Annotated in this window: 4 protein-coding genes and 1 pseudogene; all 5 read left to right on the plus strand. The window is 65.8% G+C overall.

All coding sequences use genetic code 11. The annotated features are described in order from the left end of the window. Positions 1-225 precede the first annotated feature (225 nt). Positions 226-6,954 (plus strand): LamG domain-containing protein, encoded by a 6,729-nt coding sequence (locus UK23_RS18130; protein ID WP_063778084.1) that lies wholly within the window; start codon positions 226-228, stop codon positions 6,952-6,954. 17 nt (positions 6,955-6,971) lie between these two features. Then, positions 6,972-13,037, plus strand: a complete 6,066-nt coding sequence (locus UK23_RS18135) for an RHS repeat-associated core domain-containing protein (protein ID WP_052684781.1) — start codon at positions 6,972-6,974, stop codon at positions 13,035-13,037. Then, entirely contained in the window at positions 13,034-13,573 is a 540-nt protein-coding gene (locus UK23_RS18140; RefSeq protein WP_156213199.1) for a hypothetical protein, read from the plus strand. The genes UK23_RS18135 and UK23_RS18140 overlap by 4 nt, the downstream gene beginning before the upstream one ends. A gap of 111 nt (positions 13,574-13,684) precedes the next feature. After that, a complete protein-coding gene (locus UK23_RS18145) occupies positions 13,685-14,245 on the plus strand; it encodes a general stress protein (protein ID WP_045312734.1) in 561 nt (186 codons plus the stop codon). Between the two features lie 169 nt (positions 14,246-14,414). Continuing rightward, positions 14,415-14,877 (plus strand): annotated as a pseudogene (locus UK23_RS18150) (extracellular solute-binding protein); the annotation flags it as partial.

The raw sequence follows: 14,877 nt of genomic DNA on the forward strand, positions 1-14,877 counted from the left end.
CCCGGCGCCCACCTGTGTATCGAACGCGTGTTCGATCTTTTGTTGTCTCAAGTGCTGCACATACCCAGAGTGTGTGCCCGAAATGTCCGAAGCCACACTCTGGTCACAAGTGGCTGACGTCACCCGTTCGGCTTATAGGTAACCGGGCCTGAATCAGTCACGCTTCACGCCGAAGTAACAAGTCCGCGTGTTGTCGGGGGACATGCGCGAGCCTGGGGGAGCACCTTGCTGAACCGCCGTGGTGCGGTGGCGCAGTCACGCCTGCGCACGCCGAGAAACATCGCCGCCGCCCTGTTGTCCCTCGCGCTGGCCGCCACTGCTGTGGCTGTCACCGCGAGTGCGCCGGAGGAGGTGACGGCGAGTGGGCCGATCACCGAGGCTCCCGACACCGGCCAGGCCATCGCCGCCGCTCGTGCGCAGGGCACCGAGGTCGAGGCGATGAGCATGCGGACCGACACCCGTGAGGTGTTCGCGCTGCCTGACGGCAAGCTTCAGGCACGTCTTTCCGCCGCGCCGCAACGAGTGCACAAGAACGGCAAGTGGGAGAAGATCGACGCCGAACTGGCAGAAGAAGGCGGTCGCGTCGCGCCCAAGGCGACTGACGCGGGTGTCTCGTTCTCCGGTGGTGGCGAGACCGAATCGTTGGTGCGCTTGACCAAGGACGGCAAGTCCTTTCAGCTGAGCTGGCCGGGCAAGCTGCCCGCGCCGCGACTGGACGGCGCGACGGCGACCTACGGTGAGGTCCTGCCGGGCGTCGACCTGCGCATGACGGCGGCGAACGACGGCTATCAGCTGCTCCTCGTCGTGAAGTCCCCTGAGGCGGCCGCGAGCGTGGCGACGGTGAACCTGGGGCTGAAGACCGACGGCCTTGAGATGAAGCCGACTGCGGACGGTGCGTTCAGCCTCGTCGACACCGAAGGCAAAGCGGTGTTCGAGGTGCCGCAGTCGTTGATGTGGGACTCGAAAAAGCAGGTGGAGGACGAGGCGCCGCGCACCGACTACGTGACTGTTGGTGTGCAGCACTCCGAGGGCGCGCTGACTCTGGTGCCTGACCAGAAGCTGCTCAGCGACCCCGCAACTGTCTACCCGGTGTTCATCGACCCGGACGGCCGTGTGGTGAATCACGGTGGCGCCTGGACGACGGTGTACGACAACGGTTCTAACGCGATGCGTGAGGGCAAGCACTGGAGCGGCGCGAACAGCGAGGCCGAGACGAAGTCGTGGGTGATCGTGAACCCGACCGCGCGTTCCGGTCGTGCGCCGGAGACGTCGCCGACACTGCTCACGAGGTCGTACTTCCAGTTCAACACCAGCTTCCTGTCCGGCACGACGATCTACCGCGCTCGCATGGATGGCACGGTGGTGCACGCGTCGACTGCGTGTGGCGTGAAGCGTTGGCACGATCTGCATGTCGCTGGTTCGGACATCGGTCCGGACACGAACTGGAACAACCAGCCGCCGGATCACGGCGTGCTCGCCGCGGCAGAAGTGCCCACTGTCCAGGGCAACTGCACGGGACACCAGTCGTTCTCGTGGGCCAGTAATCGTTTCAAGGACTACCTCGACACCGGTGGCAACTCGACGTACGGCATCTGGCCGGCCTCCGAGGGCGAGGACTACTGGCGGAAGTTCGACCCCGGTGCCATGAAGCTGGTCGTGGACTACAACTCCACGCCGAACGTCCCGTGGGACCCCAGCACCCAGCCCGACCCGGTTGCGTGCACGCACTGCGAGGGCATGCCGTGGGTGAGCGGCTCGTCCATCAACCTGAGGGCGTGGGTGGGCGACCCGGACGGTGAGCAGGTGCAGGGCATCTGGCACGTGTACGACGACGTGGTTCCCGGTGACGCGGCCAAGCAGAACAAGCGCGAGATCTGGGGCGGTGTGGTCGGTTCCGGCTCACTGGCCAATCAGGACGTGTCACTCACCGGTGTCGAGGACGGCCGTCTGATCACGTGGTTCGTGGCAGCGACCGACGGCCGCGCCACGTCCGGTTTCAGGCAGGGCCCGAAGCATTTCCGCGTCGACCGCACCGCTCCGGTGAACAAGCCGGACGTGACCAGCGTCCAGTACCCGGAGGACAACCGCTGGCACGGCGGTACCTCTGTCAAAGGCGACTTCACCTTCAAGGCCAACGATCCCGACGTCGACTCCTTCGAGTACGGCTGGACGGACGGTGCCTGGACCCCCGTCGCGGCGGATCGCTTGGGCGGTTCGATCACAGTTTCGCTGCCGCCGCCCGGTGATGGTCCGCGCGATTTGTTCGTGCGTTCCATGGACCGTGCGGGCAACGCCGGCCCGACCCGCGTCTACCACATCTACGTCCGTGCGGGCAGTGGTGCGATCGCTCAGTACTCGTTGGACGGCAACGTCAACGACACCGCGTACCTCGGTGACCGGAACGGCACCACGCACGGCAACACGAGCTACACCACAGGTGCGATCGGCTCCGCGCTGAACCTGGACGGCTCCGGCGCACACGCCACCGCGCCCAACTCGGTGCGCACGGACACGAGCTTCTCGGTGTCCACCTGGGTGAAGCTGGACGCCGTCGACGGAAGCTGGGGCACCGCGGTCTCCCAGGACGGCAACACCACCTGCGGATTCTGCCTGCGGTACGAGGGCGGCCCGCGACGTTGGGTGTTCTTGATGCCCCACAAGGACTCTCTTACGGACAACGTGGTTTTCGTGAGGTCGAAGGAGGAACCCACTCCGGGGGCGTGGACTCATCTCACGGGTGTGTACGACGCGGCGAGTCTTCAGGTGAAGCTGTATGTCAACGGCGAACTGCAGGGCATCTCGCAGGCGAGCTCTACACCGTGGAACGCGGCGGGTGGGCTGCGCATCGGTCAGTCGAAGGTCGGGAACGACAGCGACACCTGGTGGCGTGGCGGCGTTGACGAGATCCGGATGTACGACCGCGCGCTGACCGACGCCGAGGTGATCGGCGAAGTCAGGCGCGACAACGTTCAGGTCGGGCACTGGCGTTTCGAGGAAGGCCAGGGCACCGTCGCCCGCAACGCCGTGCCCGACGGTGCGCCCGCGGAGTTGTCCGGCGGAGTCTCGTACTTCGAGCAGCGGCCGCAGCCGAAGAACAACGCACTTCGTTTCGACGGAACCGGTCAGGCCAGGACCGAGGGGTCGATCGTGCGCACGGACAGGAGCTTCTCCGTCTCCGCGTCCGTGAGGCTGGACAACATCAGCCAGACCATGACCGTTCTGTCGCAGGACGGGCCGACTTCGAGCGGATTCGTTCTGCAGCAACGAGACGGACGCTGGTTGTTCGGGATGTCCGAAGGGAACGACAAGCCAGGTTGGAACGTGCTCGCGCAGAGCGGTGTGAACACGGCCGTCGCGGACACACCGACGCACGTGGCCGCGGTCTTCGACGCGGGTACCAAGAAGGCGACCCTGTATCTCAACGGCCGCGAGGCCGCGGTGAGCGCGGCAGCCACCAAGCCGCTGTGGGACTCGGCCGGCCCATTCGTGATGGGCACCGATCAGCAGGGTGCGTTCCTCAAGGGTGACCTCGACGACGTTCGCGTGCACAGCAGGGTTCTGGCGCTCGACGAGATCGAGGAGATCGTCACGCTCGATGCCGACCCGGTTCGCCAGTACCGATTGGACGGTGACGGCGCCGACACGTCGGGCCGCGACAAGCCGGCGACGCTCGGCGATCCGGTCGACTGGGTGAGCGGGCAGAGCAACACTTCCGATCCTCAGGATCTGGGCGTCCGCCTGACCGGCGTTCCGGGCGCCTCCCTGAACGCCGCACACGCGGTCAGCACCTCCCAGAGCTTCTCCGTCAGCGCGTGGGCGCGGCTGGACAAGATCGACGGCCACCCAGCGGTGCTGTCCCAGGACGGCAACACCACGAGTGCTTTCCAGCTGCAGGCGACGCCGGACGGCCACTGGTCGTTCGCCATGTTCGCCAAGGACGAGGCAGGCGGTGGCCCTGTCCACGACCGAGCGATCGGTGCTGTTGCGCAGGTGGGCGTCTGGACCCATCTCGTGGGCACGTATGACGCGACGCGTGACCTCATGACGTTGTACGTCAACGGTGTTGAGGCCGCGGCGAAGACGCACGCCAACGCGTGGGACCGCCCGGACGGCAAGTTCCAGATCGGTCGCGCGCAGTGGAACTCCGCCGACACCGACTGGTTCACCGGCGCGATCGACGACGTAGAGGTCTACAACCGGGCGCTGTTCGCGAACGAGATCGTCGCCAAGGCCGGCCGCGACCTCAACCTGGTGCACAAGTGGCAGTTCGACGAAGGCACGGGTACGAGCGCAGGCGATGCGGTTGGTGGCAAGGCCGGCACGCTGGACAACGCCACCTATGCACCTGGCCGGCTCGGTAACGCAGTGAGCTTCAACGGCACCAACGCCGCCGTGACCACTGATGCGGTCGCCCGCACCGATCAGAACTTCACGGTGTCGGCCTGGGTCAAGCTCCCCGGAGGCTGCTCGGCGAAGTGCAAGAAGGTCGCGGTGAGCCAGGACGGTGAGCACAACAGCAAGTTCCGCCTCGGCTTCCTCAAGGATCGTGACCACCTGGGCAACTGGGAGTTCGAGATGACCGAGGCGGACACCGATGCCACCAAGGTCACGGTGGCCGCGGTGTCCGCACAGGTGGACGACTTCAACGGATGGGTTCACCTCGTGGGCGTGTACGACCGCGCCGCGAAGCAGGTCCTCTTGTACGTCCAGGGCAACCGGGTCGGTGAAGGCCGGGTCGACTCGACGTGGCAGGCGAACCACGGCGTGCAGATCGGTCGCGGCAAGCTCGCGAGCAAGCCGGACGAGTGGTGGTCCGGCTCGATCGACGACGTCCGCATCTACACCGGCGCTCTCGACAACGAAAACGTGTTCGCGCTGTACAGGTCGTATCCGGATGCCGAGCAGCCGGTTGCGACGCTGCCCGTCGCCGATGCGGGGCACTGGAAGCTGAACGAGGGCACGGGTACGACGGCCGCGGACAGCAGCGGCCGCAACAACACCGTCACGTTCGGCACTGGTTCCGGCTGGATCGGTGGCCCCAGTGGCGGCGCCGCGTGGCTCAACGGTTCGAACGTAGCGGGTGAGACCGCCGGCCCGGTCGTCAACACCTCGCGCAGCTACAGCGTTTCCGCGTGGGCCTATGCGGAAGCCGGCATCACCGGGAACCGGTCGATCGTGGCGCAGGACGGTGGGCAGGACAGCGCCTTCGTCTTGTCCTACAATGATGATTCCGGTCGATGGGCGGTCGTGCAGCCGCATGCGGACGTCAACGGCGGTACCGCCACGGTGCTCGTGTCGTCCGAGCCCGCGCAGATCACCCGGTGGACTCACCTCACCGCGGTGTACGACGCCGATCTGAAGCAACTCCGCCTGTATGTCAACGGTCTGCTGTCCGCGGTCAAGGTTGGTGCGGTCAGCTGGAACGCAACGGGGCCGTTCACCATCGGTCGCAGTAAGTGGGACGGGGTGAAGGGCAGCTGGTGGTATCGCGGTGTCGATGACGTCCGCGTCTTCAGCCGCGCGCTGACGTCCGGTGAAGTCGCCAAGGTCTACGGCGACACACCGACGAGCGAGTTCGGCTTGTACACCTTCAACGACAACAACGGCAACGACAGCACTTGGCGGAACAACCCCGTGACGCCGTCCAGCGGAACGTCGTTCGCTCCCGGTGTGTTCGGATCGGCCTTGAAGCTTGACGGGACGGGCACGGCCGCCGCGCAGTGGTTCGGTGTCAACACCCGCGACAGCTTCTCCGTTCAGGCGTGGGCTCGCCTCGACGACGACAAGCGGACCTACACGGTGCTCAGCCAGGACGGCACGCGAGTGAGCGGGTGGGTGCTGCAGTACCGCGCCGAGTCGAAGCGGTGGACGTTCGGCACCGCCGTGCAAGATTCCGACACCGCGACGGTGGTCAGGGCACTTTCCGCGGAGCCTGCCGTTCCTGGGCACTGGACGCATCTCGCCGGTGTCTACGACCACGCCGCGGGTCAGCTGCGCCTCTACGTCGACGGTCAGCTCGCGGGCAGCGCGCAGTCCCAGATGTGGAATGCCAACGGTGCGTTGGCGATCGGCCGAGCGAAGGAGAAGAGTGCGGATTCCGACCGCTTCGCCGGGCTGATCGACGAGGTGCGCGTGCAGCAGGGAATTGCTCAGGAGGCTCGGATCCTCGCCAACGCGTCCCGTCCGCTGCCTGCAGCCGGACAGCTCGGCCGATTCCTGAACGACAAGGGCGAGCACTACACGGGCCCCACCCACGTGCCCGCGCTGCCCGGCTACCACTACGAGACGCCGCGCGGCATGACGGTCCCGTCGACGGACCCGAACACCGTGCGCCTGTACTCCTGTCTGCAAGGGGAAGACCACTTCACGGCGACCGCGGCGGATTGCGAGGGCGCGACTCTGCTCGGCGAGATCGGATCCATCTACTCGGTCCAGCCGACCAACATCCCCACCATCGGCCTCTACCGCTGCTTCAACGGCACCCAGCGGTTCGACTCGACAGCGGAGAACTGCGAGGGGTCGATCAAGCAGAAGCAACTGGGCTACGTCCGCGCGTACACGTTCCTGAACCGCTACAACACCAGGCAGTTCCCTTCCGATCACTGGAGCACTCCGCACAGCACTTCCCCGGGCTACCAGCTCGACGGGACCTTGGGAGCCGTGCTGCTGGTCGACATCCCGGGCAAGACGGCGGCGCTGAACATCTGCCAGGACGGCGCGGACGTGTTCACGTCGCTGGACGCGGCCTGCGGGGGCAAGACGCGAATCTCCGGTGGTGGCCGGGTCTACACCTCGCCGCCGGAGGGCTTGGCCTCGAAACCTCTCAACCGCTGCAAGGAGAACGGCACCACGAACCGGTTCGACTCGACGAGCGCGACCTGTGAAGGTCACCAGCTCGAGCAACAGCTCGGCTACGTGCTCGAGTCCGTGCCCACCGTCGTTCCGACGTTCTGACTTCTGGGGGTCTCATCATGAAGCTCAAGCGTGCTCTTGTCAGAGGGTTAGCGGTCTGCCTCGCGCTGTCGGCGGTCACCGCGACCGTCGAACAGCAGGCGATCGCCGCGGGAAGCCCGTCCGTGAACGCGCCGGACGTGAAGTCCGTCGCGGTGTCGAACGGTTCGCTGTCCTCACGCGGCCCGGACGAGGCGACCACTCGCGCGCTGAAGGGCGACCAGCCCGCGGCGAGCACGAACCCAGGCGGCGGCTCGTTCGCGGCGACGCCGTTCTCGGCGTCGGCGTCGTGGGAGGTGTCGAAGCAGAGCGGCGACTTCAGCTGGTCGTACCCACTGCGCGTGCCACCGTCGCCAGGCGGGTTCACTCCGTCACTCGGCCTGACCTATCGATCGTCTGCTGTAGATGGTCTGACGTCGGCGACGAACAACCAGCCGTCGTGGATCGGCGACGGCTGGGACCTCTCGGCTGGTTACATTGACCGTGCCTACGGTGCCTGCGCGACCGACACCGAAGGAGGCACGACGCCGCCGAAGACCGGCGACCTGTGCTGGCGCAGCGACAACGCCACCGCCTCGTTCGGTAGCACGGGCGGCATGCTCATCAAGGACGACGCGACCGGTGTATGGCGGTTGAAGTCCGATGACCGGTCGCGTGTTGAGAAGATCGTCGCTTCGGGCAACGGTGACAAGTTCAGCGAGGCCTGGAAGATCACGACGGTCGACGGCACGCAGTACTTCTTCGGGACCAGGCCGGGCTCGAAGTCGACGTGGACCGTGCCCGTGTTCGGTGATGACGCCGGAGAGCCTTGTCACGAAAGCACTTTCGACGCGTCCTCGTGCGACCGCGCATGGCGTTGGATGCTCGACAAGGCCGTCGATCCACGCGGCAATGTCATCCTCTACAACTACGAGACCGAGACGAACAAGTACGGCAAGAACCTCAAGGACACCGCCGTTCCGTACGTGCGCGCGGGCAGCTTGAAGTCGATCGAGTACGGACTACGCGACGACGTGAACGCCCCTGCTGCCGGCCACGTCGAGTTCGCGCTTGCCGACCGTTGTGTGAAGGAGAGCAACTGTTCCTTCGGCACCAAGGAGAACTGGCCGGACGCCGCGGTGTCGGAGAACTGCGACACCGCGACGTGCAAGGACAAGCACAGCCCCACGTTCTGGTCGACCAAGCGTCTGTCGACGATCACCACGCAGGTGCGCAGTGGCGACGGGTACCAGAACGTCGACAGCTGGGCGTTGCAGCACGAGTTCCCTAAGACCGATGACGTCTACCAGGCCGCGTTGTGGTTGAAGAGCATCAAGCACACGGGACTCGTCGGTGGTGAGGCCTCGCTGCCCGAGGTGTCGTTCGAGGGGACCGCGAAGCCGAACCGCGTCGATGCTCCGACCGGCATCGGCCCGCTCAACCGCTACCGCGTCACCGGCGTGATCTCTGAAGCTGGCGGCGTTACGCAGGTCAAATACGCGGCCCCCGATTGCGTGCCCGGCACGTCCATGCCGGCCAGCCCTCAGTCGAACACGCTGCGCTGCTACCCGTCGAAGTGGACCCCGACGAACGGTGCCGAGCGGGAGGACTACTTCCACAAGTACGTGGTGGAGTCGATCACGAGCTCGGACCGCATCGCCGCAAGTGCTGAACAGGTCGTGCGGTACGAGTATCTCGACGGCGCGGGCTGGCGGTACAGCCGGTCGGAGTTCAGCAAGGACGACAAGAAGACCTACGACGAGTTCCGCGGCTACCAGCGAGTTCGCATCCGTGCGGGCAAGGAGACCGATATCGGCGGTCCGGTCACGATGACCGAGGACCGCTTCTACCGCGGCATGCACGGCGACAAGCTGCCGAACAACGGCACCCGCACAGCGAAGGTCACCGACTCCGAGGGCGTCGAACGCGAGGACTCCGACTGGCTGCAGGGCATCAAGTTCGAGACTCAGTCTCACGACGGCACGGGGGAGATCGTCCTCGCCAAGACGATCTCGGTGCCGACTTGGTCCGGTCCCACCGCGACTCGCGGTGCCTACAAGGCCTACTGGGTGGGTTCGGGGTCTTCCGCCGCCTACACCGCGCTCCGCGCTGGCGGCTGGCGGGTCGTGAAGGTCGAGAACACCTACGACGACCACGGTCAGGTCACCCAGACCAACGACCTCGGAGATCTCGGCGTGGCGACGGACGACCGCTGCACCCGCACCACGTATGCGCAGAACGTGGACAGGTGGATGTGGTCCTACCCGGCTCAGAGCGAGGCCGTGAGCGTCCAGTGTGGAGCGAACGCGGCTTATCCGGACGACGTACTAGTGGGATCCAGAGTCGCCTACGACGGGCGTCAGCCCGGCGAGGCACCAGTCTCCGGCACGGCCACCAAGCAGGAGGTGCTGTCCGCACGGCCCGCTTCCGGGGCTGTCTTCGAGACGGTGTCGACCTCCACGTTCGACAGCTACGGGCGGCCGCTCACCGTCGCGGACGCGCTGGGCAACACCGCCCGGACCGAGTACTCCCCGTCGACCGGCGGTCCGTTGACGCGGACCACGGTCACCGATGCGGCGGGCCATGTCAGCACGGCGGACTTCGAGCCAGCATGGGGCCTGCAGACCAAGGCGGTCGACGCGAACGAGAACGTCACCGAGGCCACCTTCGACCCGCTGGGTCGCACGACGCAGGTGTGGCACCCGAACCGCCCCCGCGAGGACTTCGGTGATCGTCCGAGCGCGACGTTCAGCTACGACGTCCAGCGGGACGCCCCCACGTCCGTCACCTCCACCGAGGTAGGCCCGAACGGCGGGTACCTGGCCAAGACCACCGTCTACGACGGGCAGTACCGAGTTCGGCAGGTGCAGACCCCCACGGACGGTGGCCGCCTGGTCGCGGACACGAAGTACGACGGGCAGGGGCGTGTGGTCCGTGCGACACAACCGTTCTTCAACTCCGGGCAGGTGGACAAGAACCTGCTGGTGTTCTCCGAGTCCGAGGTGCCGGGACTCACGCGCAGCGAGTTCGACGGGTCGGGACGGTTGAAGCATTCGATCTTCCAGGGCGGCGGCCAGGAGAAGTGGCGGTCCACGCTGGACTACGGGGGCGACCGGACTGACCTCACGCCACCGCAGGGTGGCACTCCCACCACGACCATCACAGACGCACGTGGTCTCGTGACGGAACTGTGGCAGTACAGGGGTGCCGTTCCGTCCGGTGACCACGAGACGACCAGGTACGGGTACACCAGGTCGGGTCTGCTCGCCTCGGTGGCCGATGCGGCGGGCAACAGTTGGCGTTGGAGCTATGACCTCCGCGGTCGCCGCACGAGGTCCGAGGACGTCGACAAGGGAACGACCACGACGACCTACGACGCCGCCAGCCGCGTCGCGTCGATCACGGACGCCCGTGGCACGACGCTGACCTATGCCTACGACGCCCTGGGACGCAACACATCCATGAAGTCCGGCGACACGGTGTTGCAGCAGTCCGAGTACGACACCGCCGACTACGGCAAGGGACTTCTGGCGAGCGCGACTCGGTACGTGAACGGGCAGGCGTACGTCAGCCGGGTCAAGGCCTACACCTCGCTGAACCAGCCGATGGCGACCGAGACCGAGATCCCAGCCGTCGAAGGCCCGTTGAAGGGCATCTACAAGACGAGCTACACGTACAAGCCCAACGGCAGCGTCGCCAACGAAAAGTTCGGTGCGGTGACCACGGCGGGTATCGCCGAGGAAACCGTCGTGCACGAGTACGACGACTTCGGCCGCCAAGTGAAGGCCTCTGGTGGTCTGAGCGGTGCCGGCACCGACACGTTGGTGAACAACACGCTCTACACGCGCCTCGGCGAGCTATACCGGCTTGAGCTGGGTGCGGTGGGCAAGCGGACGTGGATGTCCTATTACTACGAAGACAACACGCGCAGGATGAACCGCTACATCGTCGATGCCGAGGTCGCGTCCCCGATGCAGTCCGACGTCACCTACACCTACGACGCCGTCGGCAACGTCCTTTCGACCACTGACGCTCCACTCGGTCAGGTGGCGGACCGGCAGTGCTTCCGCTACGACCACCTTCGCCGACTGACCAACGCGTGGACGCCCGCCAGTGCATGTGCGGCGGATCCGGTGGTGGGAAACCTCGCGGGACCTGCGCCTTACTGGCACTCCTACGGCTACGACGTGGTTGGGAACAGGACGACTGAGGTTCAACACGCGGCGTCTGGTGACCTGACCCGCACCTACAACTACCCGGCCGCCGGGGCGCCACGACCGCACGCGGTCGGGTCGGTGACCACGGCGGGCCCTGGCGTGAACCACGTCGCCGAGTTCACCTACGACGAGACCGGCAACACAAGAACTCGCAAGGTGAGCGGGGCGAACCAGACACTCGACTGGGACGCCGAAGGCCGTGTGGTCAAGGTGACCGACGGTGCGAAGGTGTCGGAGTTCCTCTACGGCGCCGACGGCACGCGCCTGATCCGACGCTCGACTGACGCGACCACGTTGTACGTGGGTGCGCAGGAGGTTCGGCTGGCCAAGGGGTCGACCGTCCCAACCGTGACGCGGTACTACACGCACAACGGCAAGACCGTCGCGATGCGCGAGGGCAAGAGCAAGCTCACGTGGCTGGCCGGTGACCACCAAGGCACGACGCAGCTGTCTGTGGACAAGACCACGATGCAAGTGCAGCGCAAGCGGCAGCTGCCGTTCGGTGGCGAGCGCGGTGGCCCGTCGGCGATTCCGGGCGAACGCGGGTTCGTCGGCGGTATCAACGACACCGACGCTGGACTCGTGCACATCGGTGCCCGGCAGTACGACGCGGCACTCGGCAAGTTCCTGTCCGCCGACCCGGTCATGAGCGCCGACGATCCACAGCAGTGGAACGCGTACGCCTACAGCAACAACAGCCCGATCACCTTCAGCGACCCGACCGGTGAGCACTACTGTGACAGCCACGTCTGCCGCGGTGACCCCGGCTACGTCGACAGGTGCGCGAACTGCACCAAGGACAGCGAACTGGGTGGCGGCGACAAGGCCACTTACGACAACGGCACGACGGCTATGACCGGTGTCCGAGGTGAGCAGTACATCAACGGCATCGTCTATCCGAAGCTGGACAAGGCTCCGTCAGCTCACGCGGTAGCGAAGAAGATCGACAAACAGCTGAAGAACTACCGTCGCGATCAACCGACCTATTACCCGCCTGAGGAAGATCTCGTCAACCGCATCCTCGCGATGTGCGACTCCGACCGTGAGTTCTGCGGCGATCTGTTCGATTGGGCGTACGGCGCCCAGTTGCGCGGCTACACCGAGAACGAGTCGGTGATGTCCAGCGACGCCGGCGGAATCGACCGAGTTGAGCTGGGACGGCGCTGGGGCATCGGCAAATATGCGACCAAGGCCTCGCCCGAGTCGTTCATGCCCGGGTTCAACGGAAAGAGGGACACCCGGAACCCGAACGGCCACACGTGCAACTGCTTCCCCGCCGGCACGTCGGTGTCCACGGAGAACGGTGCGAAGCCCATCGAGCAAATCGCGGTCGGTGACCGCGTCTGGGCGCGCAACCTGATCACGGGCAAGTCCGAGTTGCGCAAGGTCGTCGGCCTGTTCAACAAGCAGGCGAGCACGATGCTGACCATCTTGGCCGGCGGCGTGCAGGTGCAGGTCACCCCGCAACATCCGTTCTGGGTTCCCGGTAAGGGCTGGGTCAACGCCGGCCAGCTCAAGCCCGGTGACCGGCTGACTTCGTTGGCCGGTGCTGATGTCGAGATCCGTTCCATCACCTCGAGTTCGGTGGGCGCCACCGTCTACAACTTCGAGGTCGAGGGACTCAACAACTACTACATCAGCGAGTCCCAGCTCCTCGTCCACAACTGTGCGGCGAGAAAGAAGAGTGACAACGATGATGGCTACCGGACTCCCAGGGGTAATCAAAGGCAGAACAGGCAAGCCGCCGACGCGATCAGGACCGCGGAGCGGGAGATCGGCCGGAGGCTGACGGATGACGAGAAGAGGTGGGTCCACGACGAAATTACAGGTCAAGGCTACGACTACCATGACATCGTGGATATCACTGTTGCCCAATTCAGAAGAAGATGAGCGGCGACCTGACCAGCGGCGCGTCTTCTGAAATGGAGGCGGCGCGCCAGTCGCTGGAAGAACTCGTCGGTGAACGGTGGAACGCCATCGGGCGCGCCGCCGACCTGCTCTGGCTGGGGTTCGGCAATCGTCACGAGGTGGTCAACCACCGGGGCGAGACCCGTGAGGTCAGCAAGTACGCGCTGCATGTCCAATGCCCGTGGCGCGTGCGTTTTGACGATCAGCTCGTCACGGGTTCGTCTGACATCTACCGGCCAGGGCCGGACTGGATCGGCGAAGACGACTTCGACTGGGACGTGCAAGGCGTCAACCTGTTCGACATGAGGGCTTCGGAGTTGGCTGAGCGCTTGACCAGCGAAGCCGTTGTCGTGGCGTCGGTCGAGGTCACCACCTGGGGTGACTTGGCCATCTCGCTGTCGAACGGCTACCAGGTGGAGGTGCTGAGGACCGGTTCGGTGCGTGAGGAGGACTGGCGGTTCTTCAAGCCCTACAGCGCCAACGACCACGTCGTCGTGTTCGAGCCGGTGGACAGCTGACCAAGGAACACGGAGACCGGCCCCGCTCGGGCATCCCGAGCGGGGCCGGTCTGTCCGATCCCGGCAAAACACCCGTAGGCGTCTCAGCACGCCGCACCGGGCACTGGCAGGATGGAACGATCAGCGCGTCCGACAGAGGTGGTCCCTGTGACGAGTCCGTTCGCCAACCCGAACCGGTCCGGCGTCCCGCCCCGCCTGCCCACCCCGCCGACGGGGTGGCCGATCGGCTCGTACGCCACGTACGAGGAAGCGCAGCGTGCGGTCGACCACCTGGCGGTCGAGGACTTCCCGGTGCAGGACGTCATGATCGTCGGCGTCGACCTCATGCTGGTGGAGCGGATCACAGGCAAGCTCACCTGGAGCCGGGTGCTCATGACCGGCGCGGCGAGCGGAGCCTGGTTCGGTCTCTTCGTCGGCCTGCTGCTCACCCTGTTCAGCCCGGAGCCTGGCGTGACGGTCGGGCCGGTGCTGACCGGCCTCATCACCGGTGTGTTCTTCGGGCTGGTGTTCGCGGCGGTCGGGTACGGGTCGGCGCGCGGCAAGCGGGACTTCCAGAGTGCTAGTCAGCTCGTCGCGGGCAGGTATGACGTGCTCTGCCACCCGAAATCCGCCGAAAAGGGCCGTGACCTGCTCGCGAAGCTTGCGATGCGGCCCGTGAACCCTGGTAATTGAGACGAAAAGATACCGAATGGTTCTGAATCGTTGCTTCCCTTGGTTGCGGCTCCTGATCACCGGGCCTAGGTTCGGTTGACCGGTCCGCCCGGTGCGGCCGGTGGCACGACGAGGTGCCGGGCGCAGGCGGGTCTGGCTCCTCCGTGTAGTCGGGAAGGAGGCAGGGCCGATGGGTGCGACACGGCGCTATCGACTTGCCGCCGGAGTGGGGGCCGCGGTGCTCGCGGCAGGAACGCTCACGGCGTGCGGGTCGGGCGACCAGGGCATCACCGTCAACGTCTACAAGTATCCGCAGGAGAACTTCCAGGCCGTCGTCGACAACTGCAACGCGAAGGCCGGCGGGCGTTATCACATCGTCTACAACAAGCTGCCGCGTGAGGCGGACGGTCAGCGCGAGCAGATGGTGCGCAGACTCGCGGCGGAAGACGACAGCATGGACGTGCTCGGGCTCGACGTCACGTGGACGGCCGAGCTCGCGGAGGCCGGGTGGCTCAAGGAGTTCACCGGGTCGGTCAAGTCCCAGGTGGAGAACGGCACGTTGAAGACGCCGCTGGAGACGGCGACTTACGACAACAAGCTCTACGGTGCGCCGGACAACACGAACGTCCAGCTGCTGTGGTACCGCTCTGATC

Origin of the sequence: Lentzea aerocolonigenes, from assembly GCF_000955955.1 — a bacterium.
Lineage (GTDB): Bacteria > Actinomycetota > Actinomycetes > Mycobacteriales > Pseudonocardiaceae > Lentzea > Lentzea aerocolonigenes_A.